Genomic DNA, 26362 nt, shown 5'->3' on the forward strand with positions numbered 1-26362 from the left:
ACGGATACCCGGGTGGCGCCGCCGCTGCATGATGGGCGGCGACGGCGTTACCGGCGGCCGCCGAACTCCCACTTGTGGACCTCGATGTCGGCGTACAGGTCGGGCGACAGGACAGCGCGTGCCGTTTCCGGATCAGGCGCCCGGAGAAGCACCGCGGTACCTAGCCAGATGGTGCCGTCATCGGACAGCAGTGGCCCGAAAGCGACCAGTTCGTCCTTGCTGGGCGGGAGGGCCGGGCCTGTGTCCTTCTCCGGACCGAGGCCGAGTACGAGGAACCGGTCGCCGCCGGTCCGCCCACCCGGGAAGTCCCACATGGTGCGCCCCAGCATGTTGCGCCAGCGCCGCAGCAGCACGTCCCGGTAGACGCCGGCCTGATAGCCGGGCTCATCGAAGGCGAAGGCGCGTGCGGCAGCGGGATCGGGCAGGTCGACTATGTGCACGCTGCCCGTGGGCGTCTCGTCATCGTCGGCGTAGGTGGGGCCACGAGCGATCAACTCCCGCTCGTATCCGTCCATGTAGGACCAGTGCTCCTCCCCCAGTCGTATGCGCAACGCCAAGGAATCGGTGCGGTCGCGGTGATAGCAGAAGAACTCCATGCACCACAGTCTTCACCCCGCCAGCGGGCGAAGTGGAACAGAGGGGCTGAGGACGGGCTCTCCGGGCCAGGGCCGGAAGCGAGCGACGGGGCAGCCACGAGGCAGCGTCAGGTCAGAAGGGCCCGGGCGGACCTGGCAACGAAGCCGTAGGTGAGAGCGGAGGCGAAGGCTGAGGACGGGAGCGGACCCTGCCGAGGTCGAGACTACGAAACGTGGACGGAAACCAGGCGGTTCCATCGCGAGAATCATGGTGCGATCCCCGAGCGAGGCCGAGTTCCCCGGTGGCCGCGTCGAGGTCCATGCCCAGCCGCAGGAGACCACGGAGAACATCGGCGCGCTGCTCGCCAAGGAGGTGGCGACCGCAGCGACGACGCTCGGTTCGTCTTGGACGAGACCAAGCGTCCCGGGCGGTCCGGGCGGTCCGGGCGGTCCGGGCGGTCCGGGCGGTCCGGGCGGTCGGGCGGTCGGGCGGTCGAGAGTCTGGCTAGGACCAGCCGCGGGTGAGACTCGGCCAAAATGACCAGGGGGGCGCGGACCGCACCAGGTCGGCGGTCTGGGCGGATTACCGGTGATGGTGATGGTCAGCCCGGTCGACCTGCACCGATCGCGACACCGTCCGCGCAATGCTCGTCCGGCTCCGGCTCCGGCTCCGGCTCCGGCTCCGGCTCCGGCTCCGGCTCCGGCTCCGGCTCCGGCAGCGGTTGCGGCAGCGGTTGCGGCAGCGGTTGCGGCAGCGGTTGCGGTTGCGGTTACGGCTGACGCACAGCGCACTCACCTGTGGCTGGGCCAGCAGCGTCTACGGCGGCGTCCTGGACGGCTGGGCCGCCGCCGTCCTCGACCTGACCGTGGCGTTGCCTTCGTCACCCGGTCATCGGTCCCCGGTTCGTGGTCGTCCCTTGCCGTTGGGAGTGGAACGCACGCTCAGCGGATCAGCTAAGCCCGCCGCAACGTCCGCTACTACGAACGCCTGCGGCACAGTCGCAGCGGAGAGTCGCGACGGGCAGGCCGCAATGTCCGCTGCTATGAACGCCTGCCCGCGCATTGTCGCGACCACGGCGGGGGCGGAGGCCCGCGCGATGCATCGCTTCTTGGTCGCCGGCGGTCGCGACGGTGGTGGAGGCGGGATCTGAGAGAGCTCGACGACCTGGTGAGCGGCGTTGCGCTGTTGGGGAGGGGAAGAGGTGGGCCTGCCGGGCCCGGGCCCGTCCCGTTGCGCGAGCTTGTCGGTGGGCCTCACGGCCGAGTCCGAGCGGGAGGGCGGCCGCGCGTGCAACGCCGACTCGGCGCCTATCGGCCCTTCGCCGGGGTGGGTGCGGCTTCTGGGCTCGGCTCGTGCTGCTGGGGTCGGTCGTCCCCTGACCGCCCCGTTCTTCTTGGCCAACGGGCTGGGCCCGCGCTCCCCACATCGGCACCGAATCCGCCGCCCTCACCATGCACATGAACAAGCTCGCGGCCCAAGGCACCGGCAACCTGCTCACCATCAAGGTTTTACTTCACGGCGCACTCAATCTGCGCTTCTTGCCTGCGCCTGGACCGGCAAGAAGTTCGTCGAGCGCATCGGTGACCGCGTCTTCGGCCATTTTGTTGGGGCCGCACCGCTCAGCGCCGGAGCCCTGTTTCTGGTCGGTTTTGGAGCCTGCTCACCCCCGAGGACGCCCTTCAGAGGGAGGCACAATGGCTCGGTCTGGGGAGCTAGCCCAGGGCTTGGGCGACCGGGAGGTATAGGCGATCGGGGGCGTTTGTGATCGGGTTGCCGTACTCCATTACCGTGGTGGTGAAAGCGACCCGCAATCCTCGCTTCTCGGCCCAGGTGATGATTTCCGGGTGTCTGGTGTCGATGTCCAGCCGCGACAACTCGTGGACGGTTAGTTCGTCCAGCAACGTTGTGGCGGTCTCTGCGTCCTGTGCGATAACGGGGCCCATCATGTTCTGCTGCCCGTTTCGCCATCGGCCTCCGAAGCCCCTCAGGCCGCCATCGGCATCCCGGACGACGCGGAGGTCCTCACAGAACGACGGCAGTTGCTCTATGAGAGCAGCACGTTTCGCTCCAAAGACCTCACTGTCAAGAGTAGTCATATCTGGGATATCGGTTGGCCTGGCGGGTACGGAGGATTTGCTTTCGGTGGTCAGGTCTTCGGGAATGATGCCCGTGTAGGTCACGCAGCGCCCTACCGACCGGAACCCTAGCCGTTCGTACAGCGGCCGTCCGTACTCGGTTGCGGTAAGGCACAGGCTCGCAGTTTCAGCGTGTTCCATCGCGTGCCGCATTAGTTTTCCCGCGATGCCACGCCGTTCGTGTCGCGGTGCGGTCAGGACCATGCTGATGGCCGCGACGTCGTGCCCGTACGGGGTGGACACGACCGTTCCGAGCAGGCCGTTGCCGTCTGGATCGTCGAGGCCGTACACGTTTCCGACCTCGAAGAGCAGGCGCCATTTGCGGTCTTCGGCGCCCCAGTCGCGGCTGACGGCGAGCCGCTGGCAGTCGGGCAGGTCGTCGAGGCCCAGCTGCCGTATCGTCCCGTCCATCAAGTCCCCCTCCGCTTCCTACAGGGACCCTAGAGTGGGTCGGTCCGGGACTCCAACTGGTTAATGCGGGAGCGAATCGTTCGCGTGGGGGAAGGGGATCACCCGCCCGGGGGAAGGACGGCCCGCCGCTTTCCACCAGGCTCGATCCCATGGTGATCATGACTCGCAGGGCGGCGCTGGCGGCCGGGATTGTTTCGGTGGTGGGAGCGGCCACGTTCGCGCAACCCGTTGCCGCGTCGGCGACGGAATCTGCCCGGAAGGTCCGGCTGTCCCTGCCCGCTCCCACCGGCAAGGCCGAGGTCGGGACGACGGAACTGCATCTCGTCGACCGCTCCCGCCGGGACCCGTGGGTGTCGTCCAAGCCGTACCGGGAGTTGATGGTCAGCGTCCGATACCCGGCTCGGGCGAGCCGTGGCTATCCGGCGGTACCCCAGATGCCCGGCAGGGCCGCCAAGCATTTCGACACCGTTGTGTCCGAAGGGGACGATCCGCTCGTCCCAGCGGGGAGGGTCGACTGGGCAGCCACCCGGACCCATTCCCATGCGGGGGCGCCCGTCGACCGGCGTGGGAGCCGCTATCCGGTGGTTCTCTACTCGCCGGGCCATCGCACGCCGCGCGCCCTTGGCACGCTGCTAGCGGAAGACCTGGCATCGCGCGGATATGTCGTGGTGTCCATAGACCACACCTATGACCCGAGCGAGGTCGAATTCCCCGGTGGCCGCGTCGAGGTCCATGCCCAACCGCAGGAGACCCAGGAGAACATCGGCGCGCTGCTCGCCAAGGAGGTGGCGACTCGCAGCGACGACGCTCGGTTTGTGCTGGACGAGATCACACGGCTGAACCGGGGTCACAACCCCGACGCGGGGCACCGGCCACTGCCGCACGGGCTTCACGGCGCGATTGATCTGAGCCGAATCGGCATGTTCGGCCATTCCCTCGGCGGCGCCGCGTCGGCCCAGACCATGCACGACGACCGGCGAGTGAACGCGGGGATCAACATGGACGGCGGGATGCTGTTCAACGGAACACCGATCGGCCCGGTCTTCAAGAACGGGCTTTCCCGACCGTTCATGCTCATGAATTCCGACCCGTTCGACCATAACGCGCCGGAGCTTCAACCCTTCTGGGAAAACCTGCGCGGGTGGCGGCGAAACGTCCAGCTCAAGGGTTCGGCGCACAACTCCTACACCGATCTCGTGGCACAGGTCCCGCAGTTGTTCGAGGCGGGACTGATGTCCAGGGAAGGCGTCATCCAGACGATCGGCACGGACGACCCGTCCCGCGCCGCCCGCGCCCTGGACGCCGAGCGCGCCGTGATCGGGTCCTTCTTCGACCTCCAGCTCCGCCACCGGAACAACCATCTGCTGGACGGCCCGACGCCCCGCTTCCCCGACCTGAGTTTCGTCCCCTGACCAAGGCTGGTCAGCCACGCCCCGTACCGTCCCGGTTCCTCCCAGTATGTCGAAGGACGCCCAGGCCAGCCACGCCGCGACGTAGTTTCAAGATCCTCTTCCGTGGAGGCCCGTCGCAGGTCAGGATGATCCTTGCCGGACCTCATCATGAACGGGAGCCTCACCATGACCCACGACTCGCAGGACGAGCCGGGCAGGCGCAACCTGGACACGTCCGTCCCGCATTCGGCGCGGGTCTGGAACTACTGGCTCGGCGGCAAGGACAACTATCCTCCTGACCGAGCGGCGGGCGACCACTTCATCGCGACGTTTCCGAGCATTGTCGAGATCGCGCGCCAGTCCCGGCTTTTGCTCGGACGGGTCGTCCGCCACCTCGCGCGGGACGAGGGTGTCCGGCAGTTTCTCGATATCGGCACCGGCCTCCCCACGGTGGACAACACGCACGAACTCGCCCAGCGCGTCGCGCCCGACGCTCGAATCGTCTATGTCGACAACGATCCTCTCGTCCTCACGCACGCGCGCGCCCTGCTCACCAGCACCCCCGAGGGACGAACCTCCTACGTCGATGCGGACTTGCGCGACCCCGCCCAGATCGTCCAGAAGGCGGCCCAGACCCTCGACTTCGACAAACCGATCGCTCTGATGCTGATGGGAATCCTCGGCCACATCCCGGACGAGGCGCAGCCGCACGCAATCGTCCGGAACCTGATGGACGCGCTGCCGTCCGGCAGTTTCCTGTCCATCTGGGACGGCGTGAACGTCATCACCGGCGAAGCCCTGGAAGCCGCGCAAGAGGACTACAACGAAGGCGACGCCGACCCCTACTTCCTGCGCAGCCCCGAAGAGATAACGCAGTTCTTCGACGGCCTGGAACTGCTCGACCCCGGCGTCGTGACCATCAGCCACTGGCGTCCCGCCCCGGATGCGGAGGAGCGCGGCAACCTCAGGGAAGTCGACGCACTCTGCGGAGTCGCCCGCAAGCCCTGACCCGCCCGCCCACGCCTCCCGCTCAAGGAACAGCCGCCAGCCATAACGCCCGAACACCTCCCGCCTTTTCCCGGTGGACGGGTGCGGGTGTGGTGGGCTTTGTGCTGTTGGGCGCGGGCAGGCGGATGCAGGCGGGTATGGCGACGAATTCAGCCGAGTTTGACTATGAGGCGGGCGGCTGAGGGCATTGCAGCCAAACAACCGAAGTACGGCCCTACGGCCTGTGTGGGGTGGGTGCGCGCAGGTCGCCTGCCGGAGCTGCCCGCCGCCACATTGGGAGAGCGTTCCCCCCGTCCCCTGCGTCCGGGAGCCGAGAGAGCACGTCCTAGTTCTGGCCCAGAAGTCTTGGAAGCGCGAGCTGCGCGAAAGAAGTATGTGTATAACCCGTATCGGGCGGCTGATCTGCGGGCGTGCTCGGAGGCAGAGCGCGACGACAACACCGGACACGCGGGCGCGCGGGGAGCAGCCTGTGGCTTCACTCGCCGCTTCCTGAAAGGGAGGTTGCGAGTTTGGGAGACGGCGCGGGTCAGGTGGGGTCGGTGTTGTACTGGGCTTCGTGTTGTTGGCGCGGGGAGCAGACGGAGGCGGACGGGCAGGAGCAGCGGCGGGAGCCGATTTTCACTGTTACGCGGTCGCCGGGAACGTTGTAGCCGATGACCTGGCCTTCGCCTTCGGGGGTGCTCACCCGGGAGCCGAGGCGGGGTGCGCTCTCCTTGAACTCCATGTAAAGCGGGTGCTCGTATTTCAGGCAGCACATAAGGCGGCCGCAGGCGCCCGCGATGCGCAAGGGGTTGACGGGGAGGTCCTGTTCCTTGGCCATTCGGACGGAGACGGGCTCGAAGTCCTTGAGGAACGTCGCGCAGCACAGGTCGCGGCCGCAGGGGCCGATGCCGCCCTGGAGGCGGGCCTCGTCGCGGGGGCCGACCTGGCGGAGTTCGACGCGGGCCTTGATGCCGCGGGCCAGGTCCCGGACGAGGGCGCGGAAGTCGACGCGGTGCGGTGCGGTGAAGTAGATCTTGAAGATGTTCTCGGCGTCGAGGTAGTCGACGCCGATGACCTTCATGGGGAGGTCGTGCTTGCGGATCAGGCGCTTGGCGATGGAGCGGCCCTCGGCGCGGCGGCGGCGGTTGGCCTCATCGCGGGCGAGATGCTCGTCGGCGGCGGGTCCGGCACATTCGGGGAGGCCGCCGATGTCGTCCGAGACCCATTGCGGCGCCCAGACGCACTCGGCGACCTCGGGGCCTGCGTCGGTGGGGACGAGGACCTTGTCACCCACCTTCGGCGTATGCGGGCCTGGGTCGAGGTAGTACAGGCGGCCGTACCGGGTGAAGCTGACTGCCATCACCATGCCCACGGTTTCGCTCCGTTCGCCCGATTCCGTGAGAGACACTCTATGACGTCTTGTCCGGTTGGCTCCGCTACGCGCCGTTGACTACCAGGCGGCGTCGGTGAGATCGCGGGCGTCCATGAGCGTCCGGTCGGCGAAAAGACGGCCATCGGTGAAGCGGATCAGCAGGTGGCGGCCGGTGTGGTCGGTGTCGAGGACGGACACGCGGCCCCTGGACGGCTGTCGCGCGATGGTCTTCGTCGGCCTGCCGGCGCCGGGGGCGAACGCCTGGAGGGTGATCTGTCCGCGGTCGGCGAGCGCGGCGATGACCTGCCGTCCGTCGCGGGTCAGGACGGCGTGGGACGCGCCCTTCGGCAGGTTCAGGACGGGCCTGCTGACCTTCAGGTCGCCGGACGGACCGCTGGTGTCGAGCGCGCGGACCTGGTGCCGCGTCTCGGTCACCCTGCCGTCGACGCGGCGCAGCGGGCTCCAGACGAAGGCGAGAGTGTCACCGGCCCATGAGAGGCTGCCCACGTGGGCGGGGATGCGGGTCGTCCACGACTTGCGGACGCCGGTGCGGGCGGAGACGACGTCCACGCGCCTCAGCGTGCCCCGGTAGGTGACGTACGCGATGCGGTCGCCGTCCGGGCTCACGGCCTGGTCGGAGTAGGCGGTGGAGACGCCCGCGAGCGTCGCCTTGGGGAGCGGCTGGAGGGTCGCTGGACGACCGTCCTCGTCCAGCTTGAGGCGCTGGAACATGACCTTGCGGGAGGCCGAGTAGGACGAGACGGTGAACGTGCCCGCGCGTCCCGCCGAGACGCGCTGGTAGCGGCTGCCGGGCGGCGCGGCGACCGGCAGACCGGCGGCGCCGCCGCGCAGATCGCGGACGACCAGCGCGGTCCCCGAATCGCGCACGCCGACGACGAAGCGGGACGAGGAGGTCTGCTCGCTCTTGGACGCGGGCTCGGCCTCGTGCTCCTTCTTCGCCGCGCGCTGGCGTTGGTGGACGACGTCCACGCCGCCGCCGATGACCAGTGCCATCCCGGCGGCGACACCGACAGGGAGGAGCCCCTTCCACGCGGACCCGAGCCGCGACCTTCCGTCCATTGGGTTGCCCCGCACCAGCCTCTCCGCGCCCGTCCAGCTCGTCCAACCTGACGTTTCTATCTCATCTATCTCGCGGCCAACAGCCGTCAACGCCTCATTATGAGTTCGATGCTTGGGGACAAGCGCCCCGGCATGCGCCGCAGGTCAGACGGCGCCTCCGACTCCGCAACCCCTGGCGCCGGGAACCTGCACACTGTCGGAAGCCGTGTGCGATGTCACGAGTTCCGGTGCGGCATCGCGGGTGCAGATGCGCCATGGGGACTCGTGCCCGGTGTCGGAGACCGCGTCCTGTGTCGCGGGCTGGTGCTCCGGGGCGCGAGCCCGGGTCCCGGAACGGGGGCCTGGCGCCCCGACCGCAGGCTCGGGGGCGGTGTCGGAGACCGCGTCCTATGTCGCGGGCTGGTGCTCCGGGGCGCGAGCCCGGGTCCCGGAACGGGGGCCTGGCGCCCCGACCGCAGGCTCGAGGGCGGTGTCGAAGACCTCGTCCTATGTCGCGGGCTGGTGCCCCGGGGCGCGAGCCCGGGTTCCGAGTCGGGCGCCTGGGGACCAGACCGCAGGCTCAAGGGCGGTGCCGAAGACGTCTTCCTGTGTCGCGGGCTAGTGCTCCGGGGCGCGAGCTCGGGGCCCGGGACGGGGAGCTGCGTCCGGCAACAGGCTTGTAGTCGGCGTCGCAAGCTCACGTCCTGCGTCGTGGGCGTGCGCCCCGGGTGGGGAGTTCATGTCCCGGGGAGCAGGCTCGTGCCCGGTGTCGGAGACCGCGTCCTGTGTCGCGGGCTCGTGGCCCCGGACGCAAGTTCACGACTCGTGTCGTGAACTTGCGTCCGGTGGCAGGCTCGTGGTCGGTGTCGCAAGCTCGCATCCCGGGTGCGCCGGCGCATCGCCGCACCGCACCCACCCGCCTCGCTCGGCGTGAGGCCGCGGAGAGTTGCGTCAGGCGGGTTTGAGGGCGGCGCGGATCTCCTCCAGGAGGCCCGGCATCGCCGCCTCCACCATCTCCAGCGCGAGGTCGAAGTCGGCGCGGCCCCCGTAGTAGGGGTCGGGGACGTCGAGGTCCGGGCCCGCGTCCGGGTCGAACTCGCGGAGCAGCCGGACCCGGCCGCGGGCCTCCTCGTCCGGTGCCATCGACCGCAGCGCCCGCAGATGGCCCCCGTCCAAGGCGATGATCAGGTCGTAGCGGCCGAACCAGTCGGGGTCGAACTGGCGGGCGATGTGCGCGGCCCGGTAGCCCGCCCGGTGCAGCGCCGCGACGGTCCGCTCGTCGGCGGCGTCGCCCGCGTGCCAGCCGCCCGTGCCCGAGCTGTCCACCTCGACGTCCAGGCCCTCGTCCTGGACGTGATGGCGGAGGACCCATTCGGCCATCGGGGAGCGGCAGATGTTGCCCGTGCAGACGAATGTGACTCGGTACGGCATACCTCAATCATGCAGGAGGCTTTTGGTCGTCGACGACGGAGTCCACGCCGGGTACCCCGAGCATCGTCTGCTTCACGGTCCTGGCGCCGCCGTCCAAGACCCGCACCCGGAAGGCGTCGGGAATGTCACCGATCTTCACGTTCTCCCATTCCTTCTTGTCGGAGAACGCCTTCTTGAACCGTTCGTACGCCTGCAATTTCGACTCGTACTCGACCCGGCGCACCTGCCTGATGCCCTCCAGCGTCCGCCGGATGTTCGCCTTCTGGACCTCGGTCGCGTCCGCATGCCCGCAGGACGCATTGCTGGAGGTCTTCGTGCAGAGGAACACCGTCACGTGCACGCCGTCGCCGGACGAGGACGCGGCATCGTTCCCGTCCCTGGTCATGACGACGGCGCCGACCGCCAGGCCGCCCATCAGCACCAGCACCGCGGCGCACACCGAGACCAGCACCGCCGGACGCGCGATGCCCGAGCGCACCGAATGCGCGAGGCCGAAGCGGCGGGTCACAGGCGTACGCATCGGCGGGACGTCCTCGGGACCCATCGTGTCGCCCACGGTCTTCAGCGCCTCCCTCAGCCGATTCTCGGTCGTGTTCACTTCTCCCCCTCCAGAATGCGGCCCAGCGAGGCGAGCGCCCGCGACGTCGTGGACTTGACGGTGCCGCGGCTCACCCGCATGGCGTCGGCGATCTCCTCCTCGGTGAGGTCGCAGAAGTAGCGCAGCACCAGCGCCTCGCGCTGCCGGGTCGGCAGCCGGTGCATCGCCGCGACGACCTCCCGCCGGTCCTCGCCGACCATCGCCTCCGATTCGGCCGACCAGACCGGGGGTTGGTGGACGGCCCGGAACGGCCTCCTGCGGCGTCTCAGCGCCGTCCTGGACCCGTTGAGGACGGCTGAGCGCACGTACGTCAGCGCACTGTCCCGGTCGCGCAGGCGCGGCCACCGCCGGTAGAGCCCGGCGAACGCGTCCTGGACGACGTCCTCGGCCGTCCCGCGGTCGCCGACCATGATCAGGGCGAGGCGCATCAGCCCGAGCGCGTGTCCCCGGTACAACTCGGTGACCGCGCCGGTCGCGTCCGTGGGCGGCTCGCGCGGCGGGGGCTCGTCGAACACGGTCTCGGTTTCCATGTCCCAGAGACGCCGTCCGGACCCGTTGGTTGCTTCCGCCACGAGAATTCCTCACACCACAGACTTGCGGCCTCTGACCGTAGCCGGTCGGAGGCCGCGAAGAGAGCCCAGGGAAGCGGCAAGGCTCAGCGTTGGACGGCGTGCAGCGCGTCCACGATCCCGTTCCCGTAGAACCCGTTGCGCCGCGCGTGTCCCTCGCAGGTCTGCGTCGACGTGTTCTTCACCCACTTGCCGTCCGTCAGCTTGTACCAGACGTATTCGACGGTGTTCGGGCTCGGGCACGGCGTCGCGGTCGCGGTACCGCGCAGGACGCGCTCGACGACCCACGGGTCCAGAACGGGACCGCCACCCCTGCCGAACCCGCCGTCCCTGCCGAACCCGCCAGCCGTCCTGCCGTAGCGGCTGACGATCAGCGCGGCGACCCCGGCGGCGTGCGGTGAGGCCATCGACGTGCCCTGCATCGACTGGTAGTAGGCGCACACGTCGTTCTTGCAGCTGCGGATCACGTTCGGCACCTTCGGGGTGCCGTCCGGGTTGAGCTGGCCGCGCAGCTTCGCGATGTGCTCGGGGTAGGCGGCCCAGACGCCGTGCCGGTCGTCCGGCTTGCCGTCGGGCGTGTCCGCCTTGTCGCCGCCGGGCGCCGCCACCGCGACATGGCCGTCGCCGAAGCTGCTGTAGTACGACTTGCGGGTGCTGGGTCCGGTCGCCGAGACGGGGATCACGTGGTCGCCCTCGGTCGGCATCGACAGGCAGTCCGCCGTGACCGTCCGCTTGTGGGGCTTCTCCCCCGGGACGGACGGGAAGTTCGGGCTCGCCTCGTCCGCGTGCGACTTGGTGTAGTCGACGAGCTGGTTCCCGGCGGCGGCGATCAGCGTGACGCCGCGCTCGTGCGCGAAGTCGAGCGCGCGCTGCGTCGCCTCGATGATCGTGCGCTGTTCGAGCTGGTCGGCGGGCGAGTCGGCGGGGTTGCCGGCGCAGCTCCAGATCCACGGATCGATGAAGTAGGACATGTTCACGACGTTGACGCCGATCTTGGCCGCGTAGGTCAGGCCGTCCACGGTCGGCTGGAGGTAGAACTGCCCGGAGTCCTGGCCGACGCGGATGTTGACCAGCGAGACGTTCGGCGCGACACCCGAGATGCCGAGGCCGTTGCGCGGCGCCGCGATCGTGGACGCGACGTGCGTGCCGTGCTCGTTGTCGTCCCAGTCGACGGGGTCGACGCACGACGTGAATTCGCAGGGGCCGTCGAGTTCCTTCCCGTTGACGTCCTTCGGGATGTCGTGGGTGAAGTTCCGGCTGAGCTTCTTGTTGAAGTTGGGCTTGATGTCGGGGTGGTTCCCGTCGATACCGGTGTCCAGGACGCCGACCAGCACGCGCCTGTCACCCGGCTCGGTCTTGTAGGAGCCCTCGTTGGTCGCGTGGATCTGTTTCATGTCCCACTGGAGGTCGGCCAGGGGTTCGGCGTCCTTGCTGGGCTTGCCCACGGCGACGCCCCGCGTCCCGGTGGACGACTCGACCTCGGCAGCCGAGCGAGCCGCGGGCGCCTCGCCGATCACGCGATTGTGCGCGACGCCTTCCAGGGCACGATGCTCCATGGCCTCAGTCGTGAAATCCGGATTGCTGGAAACGACCGTGGCGACGCCCACGTCGGTGTTCTCGTGCACGATCCGGCCCCCCGCGTCCTTGACGGCGGCGTGGGCTTTCCCTGGGGAAACGTCCTCCCTGTAGAGGACGACATACTCCGACGCCACACCCTGATCCCGAGAGGACGGCCGGGACTGGAAGGGAGTGGCGGACGCTGGGAACGCGGGGGCCACCGTCGTCGCGATGGCACACGTGGCTGAGATGAGGGCGCGCCGCACAGCAGACCTCCTGGCGTGGGGGGAGCTTGCCCTGGTTCGCCGGGCTCGGCCCGTTCGCCGGACACGGCCAGCTGACAGTACGTCCGACTGTGTTGAGAGGGGCGTACGGGAATGTAACGAAAGGGGAGAACTCTTGTAAGTCGTCCGGCTGCACCGTTCCCACTCCGAGCGCCCCGCGAGCCCCCATCGCGAGCCATGGGTCAGGACGTGCGCAGGGCGAGGGTGAGCGCCTCGACCGCGAGCAGCGGGTTGACGTTGGCCTCCAACCGCTCCCGGCAGTCCATGATCGCGTCCAGCCGGCGGAGCGTGTCCTCGGGACGGCCGCTCGCCGCCGCCGTCCGCAGCTCCGGCCCGAGTTCGGTGTTGACCAGCTCGCTACCGGCGCCGAGCTGCAACGTCAGCACGTCCCGGTAGTAGGACGCGAGGTCGAGCAGCGCCCGGTCGAGCGCGTCGCGCTTCAGCCGCGTCGCCCGCGACTTCTGCCGGTCGTCGAGTTCCTTCAGGGCACCGGCGGTACCGCGCGGCATGCGGCCCTTCGCGCTCTCCCCGAGCGCCTGGCGCAGCGCGGACGTCTCGGTCTCGTTCAGCTCCTCGGTCTGCGCCTTCGCCTCCGCCTCGGCGGCCTTGACCAGCGCTTCCGCCGCCGTCACCGCGGGCCCGACCCCCGTCAGGCGGCGCGGCACCGCCAGCACCTCGGCGCGCCGCGCCCGCGCCTGCGGGTCGGTCGCGAGCCGCCGCGCGCGGCTGATGTGCCCCTGCGCCGCGCGCGCGACGACGTCGGCGGTGTCCCGGTCGACGCCGTCCCGCTGGACGAGGAGGTCCGCGACCGCCTGGACGGCCGGGGTCCGCAGCGTCACCAGCCGGCAGCGCGACCGGATGGTCACCAGCAGATCGTCGGGCGACGGGGTGCACAGTAGCCACACCGTTCGCGGCGGCGGCTCCTCGATCGCCTTCAGCAGCGCGTTGGCGGCGGCCTCGGTGGCGCGGTCGGCGTCCTCGAACAGGACGATCTGCCAGCGCCCGCCGCTCGGCGACGACGAGGCCCGCAGCACCAGCTCGCGTGTCTCCCGCACCCCGTAGGACAGGCCCGCCGGACGGACGACCTCCAGGTCGGCGTGCGTTCCCTGAAGCACCTGGTGGCAGGACGCGCAGTGCCCGCAGCCGCGCGGGTTCTCCAGGCATTGCAGCGCCGCCGCGAACGCCCGCGCCGCCGCGGAACGCCCGGCACCCGGGGGCCCGGTGAACAGCCACGCGTGCGCCATGCCGCCCGCCTCGCCCGCCGCGGACGACAGCTGCGCGACGACCGGCTCCTGCCCCACCAGGTCATCCCACACGCTCATGGGCAAAGGCTAGTCGGTGATGATGGGAAAAGTGCTCGTGACATCCTCGGTACCGGCCGGAATCGGGTCGGGCAGGATCTCGCGGATGCGGTACTGGATCTCCCGGCTCAGCTCGCCCTGCGGACGGCTCGCGTCCAGCACCAGGTAGCGCTCCGGCTCGGCCTCGGCGAGCGCGTGGAAACCGGCGCGGACCCGCTCGTGGAACTCGTTCGGCTCGGACTCGATGCGGTCGGCGGGCGCCGACAGCCGTCCGAGGCCCGTCTGCGGCGGCACCTCCAGCAGGACGGTCAGGTCCGGGACGAGGCCGCCGGTCGCCCACGCGTTCACGCGCGCGATCTCCTCCACCGGCTGCTCGCGGCCGTACCCCTGGTAGGCGAGGGACGAGTCGACGTAGCGGTCGCTGACCACGATCGCGCCCCGCTCCATCGCGGGCCTGATCACGTTGGCGACGTGGTCGGCGCGGTCGGCCGCGTACAGCAGGGTCTCGGCGCGCGAGGACAGCCCGGTCGTCTCCCGGTCGAGCAGCATCGCGCGCAACCGCATGCCGATCTTGGTCGCGCCGGGCTCCTGCGTGGTGATCACGTCGTAGCCGTGGTCGCGCAGCCAGATCGCGGCGAGCCTGGCCTGGGTGGTCTTGCCCGCGCCCTCGCCCCCCTCGAACGCGATGAACACCCCGCGCTCGCGGCGGGCGACCCGGCGGTCCTCGACGACGGCCTGCTCCGGCGGCGTGTAGACGCGGCCGTGGAGCGCGGCGCGCAGGTCGGCGACGAGCGGGACGCCGTGCCGGTCGTCCAGGCGGCGGAACGCGACCAGCCCCGCGAGGAGGGCGAGCAGGGCCGCGATGAGCAGCGCCGCGCCCGTCCCCTGGAAGTCGTAGTCGCCGTCGCCGAGGTCGTAGTGCCGCGAGCCGATCACCCCGGCGAGCGGCGGGACGGCCGCGACCACGACCAGCGCGGTCACGAGCGCGACCGACCTCGGGAACGCGTCCGGGCGATCCTCCGAGGGCTCGTCCCCTGCCAGGACGACGGCCGCCGTCGACCACGCCGCCCCCGCCGCAACGCCAAGGAACGCGGTCACGAACGCGACGACGACCAGGTTCTGCACGAGCGAGACCACGACCAGCGCGAGCGCGGCGGCGATCACCGCGAGGCCGAGGAGGCGGCGGCGGCTGAACGGTCCAAGGACGCGGGGGCCGAGGAACAGCCCGAAACCGAGGCCGACGGTCAGGCCGGTGAGGACGGCGCCGTAGCCCGCGTCCCCGCCGCCGAGATGTCCGGTGTGCACGCGCGCGACCGCGACGACCGCGCCCGCCGCCAGCGACACGCCGGCGACAGCGAGACCGAGCCCCCGCACGTCCTGCTGACGCGGGCCCTGGAACAGGATCCTCAACGGCGACGGCGTCCCGATCGGCTCCGTCCCGGGCACCTCGCCGAGCGCGGCGACCCCGGCGGTCGCGACCAGGAACACCCCGGCCGTCACGTAGAGCGCCAGGTCGGCGCGGTCGCCCTCGCCGAACGTCCCCTTCGCGATGAGCGCGACGAACGCGAACACCACCGCCGCGACGGGCGCGGGCCAGCACATCGCGCGGGCGGCCGAGTGCCGCGCGGCCGGGCGCAGCTCGTCCGGGACGAGCCCGGCCGGCGCCGTCGCCGCGACCGCCGACCACACCACGCTCACGCAGGCGACCAGGAACGCGGCGGCGAACGTCCACGGCAGCGCGTCCAGCAGCGGCACGGACAGGACGATCACGAACCGGAGCGCGTCTGCGACCAGCAGGGTCAGCCGCCGGTCGAGCCGGGACGCGAGCGTGCCCGCGAACGGCGCCAGCAGGACGGCCGGGACCAGCAGCGCCACCAGCACACCGCCGACCGCCTGCGCCCGCGCGGCGGCGTCGTCGTCGCGGGTCAGCGTCGCGGCCATGGCGGTCAGCGCCGGGACGCTCAGCCAGTGGCCGAGGCCGGACACCGACAGGGCGATCCAGAGCCGACGGAACGGCCTGATCGACGCGAGAGACGAAACGCCCGGCGGCGCGGCGGGGTGCGGCCGGGTGGCGCCCGTTCTGGTCATGTCGGTCAGGGTATCGGCGTAGATGTCCCTAGGAGCCGGACTTTGCGGAGGTTCGACGGCGCGTTGTCGTCTTCTTCTTGCCGCCACCCGCCGCCACCTTCTCACGACGCTCCGCGAGCAGCTCAGCGGCGCGCTGGATGGTGATCGACTCGACCTCGTCGCCCTTGCGCAGGCTGGCGTTGGTCTCGCCGTCGGTGACATAGGGGCCGAACCGCCCCTCCTTGACCACCACGGGCTTCTTGCTCGCCGGGTCGTCGCCCAGCTCGCGCAGCGGCGCCGCCGCCGCGGCCCGGCCCCGCCCGCGCTGCTTCGGCTGCGCGAACAGCTCCTTGGCCTTCTCCAGCGTGACCGTGAAGAGATCCTCCTCCGACCCGAGCGAACGGCTGTCGGTGCCCCGCTTGATGTAGGGGCCGAAACGTCCGTTCTGCGCGGTGACGGGCTCGCCGTCCAGCTCGCCGAGCGTGCGCGGGAGCGACAGCAGCTTCAGCGCGTCGTCCAGCGTGATCGTGTCGAGCGACATCGACTTGAACAGCGAACCGGTGCGCGGCTTGGGCGCGTCGGCCTTCTTCGTCCGCTTCTTCTTCTCGCCCTCGGCGGGCGGCGCGGCCTCGGGCAGGATCTCGGTGACGTACGGGCCGAACCGTCCCGACTTCGCCACGATCGTGTGCCCGGTCTGCGGGTCCCGGCCCAGCTCGCGGTCGCCGGACGGCTGCGCGAACAGCTCCTCGGCCTTGTCGGCGGTCAGCTCGTCCGGCGCGATGTCCTCGGGGATGTTGACCCGCTCGCCCTCGCGGTCGAGGTAAGGCCCGTACCGCCCGACGCGGACCATGATGTCGCTGCCCTTGAGCGGGAACGAGCTGATGCCCTTGGCGTCGATGTCGCCGATGTCCTCGGTGAGGTCCTTCAGGCCCTCCTCACCGTTGTCGCCGAAGTAGAACCGGGTCAGCCAGCGGACGCGCTCGGCCTCGCCCCGGGCGATCTCGTCGAGACCGTCCTCCATGTGGGCGGTGAAGTCGTAGTCGACCAGGTTGCCGAAGTGCTGCTCCAGCAGGTTCACCACGGCGAACGCCAGGAACGACGGGACGAGCGCCGTGCCCTTCTTGAACACATACCCGCGGTCGAGGATCGTGCCGATGATCGAGGCGTACGTCGACGGCCGCCCGATCTCGCGCTCCTCCAGCTCCTTGACCAGGCTCGCCTCGGTGTAGCGCGCGGGCGGCCGGGTCGAGTGGCCCTCCGCGTCCACCGCGAGCGCGCTCAGCGGGTCGTTCTCGGTCAGGTTCGGGAGGCGCCGCTCCTGGTCGTCCCGGTCGGTGGACGGGTCGTCCGCGCTCTCCACGTACGCCTTGAGGAACCCGTAGAACGTGATCGTCTTGCCGGTCGCGCCGAACTCGGCCGTCTCGTTCTGCGTCGAGACGCCGGTCACCCGGATCGAGACCGACTGGCCCGCCGCGTCCTTCATCTGGGACGCGATCGTCCGCTTCCAGATCAGCTCGTACAGCCGGAACTGGTCACCGGACAGTCCCGTCTCCGCGGGGGTACGGAAACTCTCACCCGCCGGACGGATCGCCTCGTGCGCCTCCTGCGCGTTCTTCACCTTGGACGCGTACACGCGCGGCTTGTCGGGCACGTACTCGCCGCCGAACAGCGACGCCGCCTGCCGCCGCGCCGCGGTGATCGCCGTCTCCGACAGCGTGATCGAGTCGGTTCGCATGTAGGTGATGAAGCCGTTCTCGTACAGCTTCTGCGCGACCGACATCGTGTACTTGGCGGAGAAGCTCAGCTTGCGACTGGCCTCCTGCTGCAACGTCGTCGTGCGGAACGGCGGGTACGGCTTGCGGGTGTAGGGCTTGCGCTCAACCGACTTGACCGAGTACGGCCGCTCCCGCAGCCGCTCGGCCAGCGCGCGCGCCGCCGCCTCGTCCAGGTGCAGCGCGTCCTTGGTCTTCAGCCTGCCGTCGGAGGCGAAGTCGCGGCCCTGCGCGACGCGCTTGCCGTCCACGGAGATGAGCCCGGCCTTGAACGCCGTGGGCTCCTCGTCCTTGCCGGTGTCGAACTGCGCGGCGATGTCCCAGTAGTGCGCCGGGACGAACGCGATCCGCTCCCGCTCGCGCTCCACCACGAGCCGCGTCGCCACCGACTGCACCCGGCCCGCCGACAGCTTCGGCATGACCTTCTTCCACAGGACGGGGCTGACCTCGTACCCGTACAGGCGGTCCAGGATGCGGCGCGTCTCCTGCGCGTCCACCAGCCGCATGTTGAGCTCCCGCGGGTTCGCGGCGGCGCGCTGGATCGCGTCCTTGGTGATCTCGTTGAAGACCATCCGGTGCACCGGCACCTTCGGCTTCAGGACGTCCTGGAGGTGCCAGGCGATCGCCTCGCCCTCCCGGTCCTCGTCCGTCGCGAGGTAGAGCTCGTCGGCCTCGGCCAGCAGCTTCTTCAGCTTGGCGACCTGCTGCCGCTTGTCGGTGTTGACCACGTAGAGCGGCTCGAAGTCGTGCTCGACGTTCACGCCGAGCTTGGCCCACGGCTCGCCCTTGTACTTGGCCGGCACCTCCGAGGCGCTCCCGGGGAGGTCCCGGATATGGCCGATACTGGACTCCACGATGTAGCCACGCCCGAGGTACCCGGCGATCGTCTTCGCCTTCGCCGGCGATTCGACGATCACCAGGCGCGTACCGGCGCCATTGTTCCGGCCACTGCTCGCGGTGCCGTTCTTGGCTGGCACAGTCGCTCCAACCTCGCTGTCTGGTCTTCTTGCTCAGGATCTCTGCTTGCCGGGTCTCTTCGTGCTCAGGGTCTGCTGGCTCAGGTCTGCTACGTCTTCTTACGTCGCTTCTAGCTCGGGGTCTTCTCTCGCACGTCCGTCTTGCTCGCCTTGCTCAGGGCCGCCCCACACTCTTCCTACACAGGCTTCCTACAACGTCGCGTGACGGCACCTTCATGCCCGCGGGTCCCGTGGGTCCGTCCAGCGATCACCGCTCCGCCCGGTGGAGCGGACGCGCCTCCCAGCGCCCGTTCGCGCCCCCGACAGGATGACATGCCGCCGGGCCGGACGCGGACCGGGCGGCCACCGTACGGTGTCGCGACCGTGGCGGACCACGTAATAATGGTCGCAATGGTGGAGTACACCTACCTCGTTCTGTCCCTGCCGCGCGGCACGACGCGTGATACCGCCCGGCAGATCTTGACCGAGCACGCGGAACACGGCGGCTGGGAGATCGATCGGTTGCGGCTCTACCCAGACGGTAGCCGCCGTATTCAACTGCGCCGCAAGGTCATCCGGCAGGTTCGCACGTTCTGAGTGCCTGGCCCGGGTTGCGATCGGGGGGCGTTTCGGGACGTCCGCGCTGGTCAGCGGCTGGCGGCGGGCGGCTTGCGCGCCCGGACATTCGCCCCGCGCCGGACGGGCCCCGATTGATACTTGGCACGGTTTCGCGAGTACGGGCACGCATCGCCTGGACGCCCGTCCGGATGCCCGAGTGGACGTCGAACCGGACGTCCGGGGGCGGGCTCGGGCCGGTGCCGGAATTTGTACCGGTTCGCCTGGATTCACTCCGGTTCGCCTTTCCCGCATCCGTCCCGGGGCGGCCGTGTGTCGCGTTTCGTGTCGCGGGCCACATGGGTCATGTGCGCCACGTCCGTCACGCCTGGGAGGTTGCAGTACGTACGAATCGTATGACGTGGCGTAATCATAATCGCTGACGGCAGGGCTTTGCCCGCCCCGGACCGCGCCTCCGGGACGGGCAAAGCGTCCTCGACCCCCTCTTGGAGCCGCCGTGCCGTCCTACAACCGTGCGGAACGGCCAGGTCACCGGCCGTTCGTCTGGATCAGCGGCGCCCGCCCAGCCGGACCCGGCGGGTCAGCGCCAGCGCGCCGGAAACGGCCGCGAGCATCGTCGCCGCGCCGAGCACCCACAGCGAACCGGTCTCGGCGTCGGCGATGATCGGCTTCTCCGCCGCGACGGTCCGCATCGGGCCGACCTGGCCGTTCGCCTCGGGAGCGTGCACGTCCGAGGAGACGGGCAGAACGGACACGTCGCGAGGCGTCTCGACCACGTTCGTCAGGTCGAGGCCGGCCACACCGCCACTCGGACCACCGTGGGCGCGCGTGGACGGCGCGGGCACGACCGGCGTACCGGGCAGCGCCCTCCCGTTGGCGACGCCGGGGAGACGCACCAGGCCGCTCACCGCGTCCACTCCGTGGGCCCCGGCGACGTGGCCCAGGTCGGACAGCGCCGCGGTGCCGTGGCCGGCGCCGGGCGGCACCGCGAGCGCCTTCGCCAGGTCGCCCAGGCCGGGGACCTGGCCCACGGACTTCGCCCCGGGAAGGGTCTGGCCGAGCGGACCCGCGCCGTCGGACATCTGCCGCATCCCGGGCATCCCCCCGGCCGCCGGCAACCCCTGAGGAAGCCCCTTGCCCTTGGGCAGCCCCTTACCCGTCGACAGGCCCTTGCCCTTGGGCAGGCCCTGAGCCTTCGGCAGGCCCTTGGGAAGCCCCTGAGCCTTGGGAAGGCCACCGCTCCCACCGGGCAGCCCGCTTCCGTCCGGCGCGATGGACATGGGGGCGGGGACGCCCGTCGACGGACGGGCCTCGCCCTGGCGCAGCGCGTCCGTCCCGGCCGCCGTCTCCGCGCCCGGGAGGGTGCGGACCGCGGGCACGTTGTTCGACCGCGGCAGCTGCCCCGGCGCGCCGACCTCTCCCGGCGAGAGAAGCCTGGACGGGACGGCGAGCGCGGCGCCGGGGTCCACCGGCACCGGCTTGCCCAGGGTGACGGGCCGGGGCGCGCTCCCCGGAGCGTCGGGCCCGGCCGTCCGGTAGTAGGGGTGGTAGCCACCGTGACCGCCCTCGCACTGCGGGTCGGAGTGGCCGACGACGGCGACGGCGTTCCCGCAGGGGTCGATCGGGTCGGTGACCGGCACGTTCTGCTGGTTGCCGCCGCCCACGCCCGCGTCGCCGGACGACTGTCCACCGGACCCGTGCGAGCCCGCGACCAGCGTCTGCCCGGCGGTGCAGGCCGCGGCTGCGGTACCGGCGACGGCCGCCGCGTCACCGCAGGCCTCCACCGGGGTACCGACCGGCGTGTTGCCCTGGCTGCCCGCCAAGATCCCGGCCTTGCCGGACGTCTGCTGGTCGCCGCCCGAGCTGCTGCGCACATGCGCGCCGCCCTCGCAGAACGCGCCCGCCTCGCCGAGCACCGCCCCCGCGTCCCCGCAGGCCGTGACCGGAAGGCTGATGGGGGCGTTGGCCTGGCTGCCCCCGATGACGCTGGAGTCGCCGTTGGTGATCTGGTCACCCGACAGATGCCCGCCGTTGCGGACGGACGCGCCGCCCTCGCACCCCGCGAGGGCGTTACCGACCGCGTTACCGCAGACGTTCGCGGGAGCGCTGACGGGCACGTTCAACTGGTTTCCGCCGGCGGTACTGGAGACGCCGGACGTGGTCTGCCCGGCGCCGGTGGGGCCGCCGTTCTTGACCAGCGCGCCGCCCTCGCAGCCCGCGACCGCCGTCCCCGCGACCGCCACGGCGTTGCCGCAGGCGTCGACCGGGGCCGAGATCGGCGCGTTCACCTGGTTGCCCGCGACGGTGCCGTTGGCCCCGCTGGTGACCTGGCCGCCGCCGCTGCCGCTGCCGCCGTCGACCCTGGCGCCGTTGACGCAGCTCGCGTGCGCGTCGCCGAGGACGCCGACCCCGTTGCCGCAGGCGTTCACGGGCGCGGAGACCGGAGCGTTCACCTGGTTGCCGGAGACGAGGCCGTTATCGCCGGACGTCCGCTGCCCGCCGCCACCGCCACCGGTGACCGACGAGCCGCCCCGGGAAGTGCCGGTCGCCGTGCCGGCGACGGCCACGCCGTTGCCGCTGGCGTCGACCGGCGCGGAGATCGGCAGGTTGAGCTGGTTTCCGGAGAGAACGCCGCCGTCGCCGTTCGTGACGTCGGCGAAGGCGTTGGCGGGAAGGGCGGTCGCACCGAGAGCGACGAAACTCGCGGTGAGCGCCACCGCACGCGAGGTGCCTTTTGCCCACGTTCGCATGATGCTCCGTTCGGGGAAGTTGTTAATGGGAGGGACGAGACACACGTGTCGCATCGGACACACCGGTCTCAAAGAAGGGATGACAGGGCCGCGCCGAAGCCACGTCCGACGCCGAACCCGCCCGACCCCCAGGGGCTCGGGTCGAGGGCGCCGGGATCAGCGGCTAGTCAGGGGCGAAGGAGGGCTCGTCCGCCGCCGTGCGGACAAGCGGGGGCACCGGCCCGAAGGCATGCGCGATCGCCACCGGGGGACGCGCCGGCACCCAGGAGGAAACAGCCGGAAACACGGCGGCTCCTCCGATCACAGGAGGCCCGCCCGCCTTCGTGTCCTGCTGGACGGGCATCGGGGCGGGCGCCGAAGGCACGTCCGGCGCCTGGACATGGGCATGCCGCTGCCGGACGACACCGGCGGCCTCGCGCACCACGGCACGCTCGACCCGTACAACACGCGAAGAAACCTTCGGCCGTCGCACCCGGTCGCCATCCTGAACCGCAGGCGCCGCGGGACGCACAACACGCTGGGGCGGCGCCTCAACAGGCACCACACCCTCCGGCACTCTTTCCACAGGAACCACCGCGGGCACCGCCGGAGCAGGCGCCACCACCTCGGGCAGCGCCGGCCTCTCGTCCAGTACGCGCTTCAAGTCGGGATGCGCGTTCTGGACGACCTCGATCGGCGCCGGCAGCTCCTCGGCATGCGCGGACTGCGCGCAACCGCCGAGGAGCCAACCCGCGAACAGCAGACCGCCCAAGACGAGCAGCGCCCGGAGGACGCGGCGCAGCCATGCCTCGTCGTCCGCCACCGGTCGCCCTCTCTACGGCCAAGCCATCCCCTACAGACGGTAACCATAGCACCACGCAACGGCAATGCGCGAGAAATTCAGGACCGATCGATAAACCGGTCGAGAACCCGCGCGCCGAACCGGAGTCCGTCCACCGGAACGCGCTCGTCGACCCCATGGAACATTCCGGAAAAGTCCAACTCTGGGGGGAGTCGGAGCGGCGCGAACCCGAAGCACCGCATGCCCAGCCGGGCGAAGGACTTCGCGTCCGTCCCGCCGCTCAGGCAGTACGGGACCGGCAGCGCGCCCGGGTCCTCCGAGGTCAGCGCCGCCTCCATCGCCGCCACGAGCGCCCCCTCGTAGTCGGTCTCGACGGCCCGGTCGTGATGGACGAAATCGCGCTGGACATCCGGACCGAGAAGTTCGTCCACAGTCGCGAAGAATTCCGCCTCATATCCAGGCAGGAACCGCCCGTCCACCTGAGCCGTGGCGCTCTGCGGAATGACGTTCGTCTTGTACCCCGCGTCCAGCCGCGTCGGATTCAACGTCTGCCGCAACGTCGCCCCGATCATCCGCGCCATCGGCCCGAGCTTCTCCAGGCACTCCTCCGGCCGCTCCGGGTCGAACTCCAGCCCGTACGCCATGCACGCCCGCTCCAGGAACGCCCGCACGGTCTTGGTCAGCTGCACCGGAAACCGGTGCTCCCCCAACCTCGCCACAGCCGCCGCGACGGCCGTCACCGCGTTGTCCGGATGCACCATCGACCCGTGCCCGGCCGTCCCCTTGGCGGTCAGGTTCATCCAGGCGAGGCCCTTCTCGGCCGTCTCGATGAGGTACATCCGCCGGTCCCCGGGCACGGTCACACTGAACCCGCCGACCTCCCCCACGGCCTCCGTGCACCCCTCGAACAGCTCAGGATGCCGCTCCACCAACCACTGCGCCCCCCACTTCCCCCCGGCCTCCTCGTCCGCCAGGAAAGCCACGACCACGTCCCTCGGCGGCCGCCGCCCCTCCCTGAGCCGCTGCCGCACCACCGCGAGGATCATCGCGTCCATGTCCTTCATGTCGACGGCCCCGCGCCCCCAGACGCACCCGTCCGCGATCTCACCCCCGAACGGATCCCGCGTCCAGTCCTCCTTACGCACGGGAACCACGTCCAGGTGCCCGTGCAGCAACAGCGCGTCCCGCCCCGGATCCTCCCCCTCGATCCGCGCCACGAGACTGGCCCGCCCCGGATGCGACTCGAAGATCTGCGACTCCAGCCCCACCTCCGCGAGCCTCTCCGCGACGTACTCCGCCGCCACCCTCTCCCCGGGCCCCGAATGATCTCCCGGATTACTGGTGTCGATCCGGATCAGCTCCTGACAGAGCCGGACGACCTCGTCCTCAGCGGTCGGCTGGTGGGCCACAGTCATCACCTTCGCGCCTAGCGTCCTCCCGGTACGCTCCCCATGGTGCCCCGCCGATCGACTTCGCCGCGACTCGGGACCTTTGGTATGGTGAAGCCCGCCGCGGCCCCAGGCCACGGCCTGCGACCGGTCCGGGTGGCGGAATAGGCAGACGCGCTAGCTTGAGGTGCTAGTGCCCTTTACGGGGCATGGGGGTTCAAGTCCCCCCTCGGACACACAGTTTGTACATGACCGAGCGTTTCCTGGCACCCCAGAGCGCCTCTCGGGGCCTAGAACTCCCCGAAAGGGCGGTCCCTTGCTTGATCACCTCCTTCCGCTGCGGGATGTGGGCGCCGTCAGAACACGGCCATAGTCCGCGTATCAGAACGACACAGGCAACACCGCGAAGCGTTGTGATATCAGCGTCTCCGGTCGATGGTGATCTTCACCTCCTTCGGCGTGCCCACCCGCAGAGTTCGGCTCTCGGGCTCATAAGTAAGCGTCATCTTGCTGGTACGCAGATGTTCGAGGACCTCCTTAGGGTTGGATGCCGCGCCCGGCACGGTCTCTGACGGTCCGGTCAGCAGAAGGTGCAGGGCCGGCAGGTGAGGCAGGATGTGGTCCTCACGGACGTAGAGGTTCTTGGGCCGCTCCGGGCCGGAACGCGACGTGCTGCTATGGCCGTGCCGGCACCGGTACGCCGCCCGGTTGTTGACCCAACACGACTCCAGCCGGCGTCCGCAGATCCCGCAGCGCAATAGCCCCGCCAGCAGGTAACAGCGGCCGGGCTTGACAGGCGTACCACGCGAAGTCTCGATGCCCTGAACCGCGATGAAATCCGCCTCGCTGACCAGGGCCGGGTGCGCGGGACGGGCAGAGATGACCCACCCATCGGGCAAACCCCACCGCTGCACCTGCCGGTGCCCCAACCCAGTATTGGACGGATCGATCAGATCACGCTCGCTCGGCTGACGATTCCACACCTGCCGACCGGTGTAGCGAGGGTTGGCCAGGATCGTCCGCACCGTGGTCAGCGTCCAGGCCCGCTGGGTCCGGTGAGCGTTGCGCCGCGGATCGGCCGCTGACGGGCAGGGAATGTGCATGTCGTTGAGCGCCCGGGTGATACGCGCCATGGAGTGCCCGGCCAGCCGCTGACCGAAGATCCACTTCACGATCGGCGCGGTCTGCGGGTCGGGCTCCAGCCGGCGGGCCCGTCGGCCCCAGGCGGCGTGCGCTCGATTCGGGTGTGGGCCCGCGTCTACAAGCTGATAGCCGTACGGTGGGCGGCCGCCCAGGTACCGGCCCTGTTCGCGGGTCTGCGCGGCCATCGCCGTGGACACCCGGATCCTGGTCCGGGTGATCTCCCGCTTGGACTGGATCCCAAGGTTGATCATCAGTTGTTCGTGGGCTTCGGCGGTGAAGTCGATGGGGCCGCCGATCTCGGGCATCCACAGTTGCACGCCGTAGTGCTCGAACAGTGGCGCCATCAGGGCGAACTGATTGCCGTAGAAGGCCCGCTCGTACTCCCCCACCACGATCGCGTCGAACCCGCGATCCGGATCGGCCAACGCCGCCAGCAACACCGCGGCTTCAGGACGGCGCGCCCACGGCAACACCCGACTGTGGCCGATATCGAAATACTCGGCCACGATCCGCCCATGCCCACCGACCAGCGCAGTGGCCTGATGATGCTGTCGCGCCCGCGATGTCACCGGATCCTGGTGATCCTCGGTCGAGACCCGCCCGTAGAACGCGAACCGCAACCCGCCCTTCCGCGGCTGCGCCACCTGGCGCTTCCCCGACCGCTCAGCCCACGCCAGGAGGGAGTCCGCCCCCGTAGCCCGGCCCGCTTCCCCGGGTGTACTCAGCGGCCTCACAGCCATGACAAGCATCTCCTTGCGCCGGAAACACCTTGCGCTTTCAACATCCAGCAAGGAGAGGAAACGCAAATAGCTAACGATGGAACCATCGCCAAAACGCAATCGTTTTCTCACGCTTACGAGACCCTCCGAGAAAATTTCCTGATATTTGCTATTTTGTTCATTGCTCGCGCGTACTGTACTCGCCGCGTGCGGATCCGGTGCGTCTCCTGGTTCAGGGTTCTCCCAGGTTGCCGATCGTGCGCTGGTTCAGTCGGCTCATCGAGTCACCGATCCGCCCGTCGACCTCTTCGACCAGCGTGCAGGGCCCAGCATCGCGTTGCCGAGCGCGGTGGAGCGGGCTGGGGTCCGCCGCCCACCCGGGAGGGCACATCGGCCGCGAACCGGCCGCCGGCCTTGTCGAGGTAGCGGACGCGGGCGTTCGACCACCTGGTCGTCACCCCCGCCGCGGTCCGAGCCCGTGCTCTGCTGGCCGAGCGCCAGGGACAGGGCGGGGTCTACCACGCCGGGAGCCATCT

18 protein-coding genes and 1 tRNA gene are annotated in these 26362 nt (G+C 70.2%); 4 read left to right on the top strand and 15 right to left on the bottom strand.

Annotated elements, in window-relative coordinates; genetic code table 11:
- Positions 1-47 precede the first annotated feature (47 nt).
- The gene (locus K2F47_RS26085) at positions 48-596 is read right to left on the bottom strand and encodes a YciI family protein (protein WP_242907940.1); all 549 of its coding nucleotides are present in this window, start codon (positions 594-596) and stop codon (positions 48-50) included.
- A 1692-nt stretch (positions 597-2288) separates the two neighbouring features.
- Complete coding sequence (locus tag K2F47_RS26090) at positions 2289-3122, bottom strand: GNAT family N-acetyltransferase (RefSeq protein ID WP_242907942.1); 834 nt, start codon at positions 3120-3122, stop codon at positions 2289-2291.
- A 149-nt stretch (positions 3123-3271) separates the two neighbouring features.
- Between K2F47_RS26090 and K2F47_RS26095 the strand changes: the two genes are divergently transcribed.
- Both K2F47_RS26095 and K2F47_RS26100 read left to right on the top strand, forming a co-directional pair.
- A complete protein-coding gene (locus tag K2F47_RS26095) occupies positions 3272-4534 on the top strand; it encodes an alpha/beta hydrolase family protein (RefSeq protein ID WP_242907943.1) in 1263 nt (420 codons plus the stop codon).
- 165 nt (positions 4535-4699) lie between these two features.
- The gene (locus K2F47_RS26100) at positions 4700-5521 is read left to right on the top strand and encodes an SAM-dependent methyltransferase (RefSeq protein WP_242908792.1); all 822 of its coding nucleotides are present in this window, start codon (positions 4700-4702) and stop codon (positions 5519-5521) included.
- Between the two features lie 526 nt (positions 5522-6047).
- Here the strand turns inward: K2F47_RS26100 and K2F47_RS26105 are convergent.
- The 9 genes from K2F47_RS26105 to topA all read right to left on the bottom strand — a co-directional run bounded on the left by K2F47_RS26105 (position 6048) and on the right by topA (position 18490).
- Positions 6048-6869 carry a PSP1 domain-containing protein gene (locus K2F47_RS26105; protein ID WP_242908794.1) on the bottom strand — a complete coding sequence of 274 codons (822 nt, stop codon included), beginning with the start codon at positions 6867-6869 and terminating at the stop codon, positions 6048-6050.
- An 84-nt stretch (positions 6870-6953) separates the two neighbouring features.
- On the bottom strand, positions 6954-7970 hold the full coding sequence (locus K2F47_RS26110) for a TolB-like translocation protein (RefSeq protein ID WP_242907944.1): 1017 nt from the start codon (positions 7968-7970) through the stop codon (positions 6954-6956).
- A gap of 915 nt (positions 7971-8885) precedes the next feature.
- On the bottom strand, positions 8886-9365 hold the full coding sequence (locus K2F47_RS26115; RefSeq protein ID WP_242907945.1) for a low molecular weight protein-tyrosine-phosphatase: 480 nt from the start codon (positions 9363-9365) through the stop codon (positions 8886-8888).
- A 7-nt stretch (positions 9366-9372) separates the two neighbouring features.
- The gene (locus tag K2F47_RS41500) at positions 9373-9963 is read right to left on the bottom strand and encodes a permease-like cell division protein FtsX (protein ID WP_242907947.1); all 591 of its coding nucleotides are present in this window, start codon (positions 9961-9963) and stop codon (positions 9373-9375) included.
- Entirely contained in the window at positions 9960-10493 is a 534-nt protein-coding gene (locus K2F47_RS26125) for a SigE family RNA polymerase sigma factor (protein ID WP_242907949.1), read from the bottom strand. The genes K2F47_RS41500 and K2F47_RS26125 overlap by 4 nt, the downstream gene beginning before the upstream one ends.
- A gap of 125 nt (positions 10494-10618) precedes the next feature.
- On the bottom strand, positions 10619-12244 hold the full coding sequence (locus tag K2F47_RS26130) for a S8 family peptidase (RefSeq protein ID WP_242907951.1): 1626 nt from the start codon (positions 12242-12244) through the stop codon (positions 10619-10621).
- A gap of 311 nt (positions 12245-12555) precedes the next feature.
- Positions 12556-13695 (bottom strand): DNA polymerase III subunit delta', encoded by a 1140-nt coding sequence (locus K2F47_RS26135; RefSeq protein WP_242907954.1) that lies wholly within the window; start codon positions 13693-13695, stop codon positions 12556-12558.
- 9 nt (positions 13696-13704) lie between these two features.
- On the bottom strand, positions 13705-15762 hold the full coding sequence (gene tmk / locus K2F47_RS26140; protein ID WP_242907956.1) for a dTMP kinase: 2058 nt from the start codon (positions 15760-15762) through the stop codon (positions 13705-13707).
- A 28-nt stretch (positions 15763-15790) separates the two neighbouring features.
- A complete protein-coding gene (topA, locus tag K2F47_RS26145; protein WP_242907958.1) occupies positions 15791-18490 on the bottom strand; it encodes a type I DNA topoisomerase in 2700 nt (899 codons plus the stop codon).
- A gap of 390 nt (positions 18491-18880) precedes the next feature.
- Here topA and K2F47_RS26150 point away from each other — a divergent pair, with 390 nt between their 5' ends.
- Positions 18881-19066, top strand: a complete 186-nt coding sequence (locus K2F47_RS26150; RefSeq protein ID WP_231329138.1) for a DUF5703 family protein — start codon at positions 18881-18883, stop codon at positions 19064-19066.
- A 527-nt stretch (positions 19067-19593) separates the two neighbouring features.
- Here K2F47_RS26150 and K2F47_RS26155 read toward each other — a convergent pair.
- From K2F47_RS26155 to K2F47_RS26165, 3 genes are all read right to left on the bottom strand, one after another.
- Complete coding sequence (locus tag K2F47_RS26155) at positions 19594-21795, bottom strand: chaplin family protein (protein WP_242907960.1); 2202 nt, start codon at positions 21793-21795, stop codon at positions 19594-19596.
- Between the two features lie 163 nt (positions 21796-21958).
- Positions 21959-22597 (bottom strand): hypothetical protein, encoded by a 639-nt coding sequence (locus K2F47_RS26160; protein ID WP_242907962.1) that lies wholly within the window; start codon positions 22595-22597, stop codon positions 21959-21961.
- Between the two features lie 77 nt (positions 22598-22674).
- The gene (locus K2F47_RS26165; RefSeq protein WP_242907964.1) at positions 22675-23985 is read right to left on the bottom strand and encodes a M20/M25/M40 family metallo-hydrolase; all 1311 of its coding nucleotides are present in this window, start codon (positions 23983-23985) and stop codon (positions 22675-22677) included.
- Between the two features lie 129 nt (positions 23986-24114).
- Here K2F47_RS26165 and K2F47_RS26170 point away from each other — a divergent pair.
- Positions 24115-24200, top strand: a tRNA-Leu gene (locus K2F47_RS26170).
- A 183-nt stretch (positions 24201-24383) separates the two neighbouring features.
- Here K2F47_RS26170 and K2F47_RS26175 read toward each other — a convergent pair.
- Positions 24384-25751 carry a recombinase family protein gene (locus K2F47_RS26175; RefSeq protein ID WP_242907965.1) on the bottom strand — a complete coding sequence of 456 codons (1368 nt, stop codon included), beginning with the start codon at positions 25749-25751 and terminating at the stop codon, positions 24384-24386.
- Positions 25752-26362 lie beyond the last annotated feature (611 nt).

The sequence above is a fragment of the Actinomadura terrae genome, from assembly GCF_022751215.1.
In the GTDB taxonomy this organism is placed as follows: domain Bacteria; phylum Actinomycetota; class Actinomycetes; order Streptosporangiales; family Streptosporangiaceae; genus Spirillospora; species Spirillospora terrae.

Coding starts and splice junctions, on each gene's coding strand:
- K2F47_RS26115 (WP_242907945.1), bottom strand. CDS start 9,365: ATGCCGTACCGAGTCACATTCGTCTGCACGGGCAACATCTGCCGCTCC.
- tmk (WP_242907956.1), bottom strand. CDS start 15,762: ATGACCAGAACGGGCGCCACCCGGCCGCACCCCGCCGCGCCGCCGGGC.
- K2F47_RS26125 (WP_242907949.1), bottom strand. CDS start 10,493: ATGGAAACCGAGACCGTGTTCGACGAGCCCCCGCCGCGCGAGCCGCCC.
- K2F47_RS26100 (WP_242908792.1), top strand. CDS start 4,700: ATGACCCACGACTCGCAGGACGAGCCGGGCAGGCGCAACCTGGACACG.
- K2F47_RS26150 (WP_231329138.1), top strand. CDS start 18,881: ATGGTGGAGTACACCTACCTCGTTCTGTCCCTGCCGCGCGGCACGACG.
- K2F47_RS26155 (WP_242907960.1), bottom strand. CDS start 21,795: ATGCGAACGTGGGCAAAAGGCACCTCGCGTGCGGTGGCGCTCACCGCG.
- K2F47_RS26085 (WP_242907940.1), bottom strand. CDS start 596: ATGGAGTTCTTCTGCTATCACCGCGACCGCACCGATTCCTTGGCGTTG.
- K2F47_RS26095 (WP_242907943.1), top strand. CDS start 3,272: ATGGTGATCATGACTCGCAGGGCGGCGCTGGCGGCCGGGATTGTTTCG.
- K2F47_RS26105 (WP_242908794.1), bottom strand. CDS start 6,869: ATGGTGATGGCAGTCAGCTTCACCCGGTACGGCCGCCTGTACTACCTC.
- K2F47_RS26090 (WP_242907942.1), bottom strand. CDS start 3,122: ATGGACGGGACGATACGGCAGCTGGGCCTCGACGACCTGCCCGACTGC.
- K2F47_RS26135 (WP_242907954.1), bottom strand. CDS start 13,695: ATGAGCGTGTGGGATGACCTGGTGGGGCAGGAGCCGGTCGTCGCGCAG.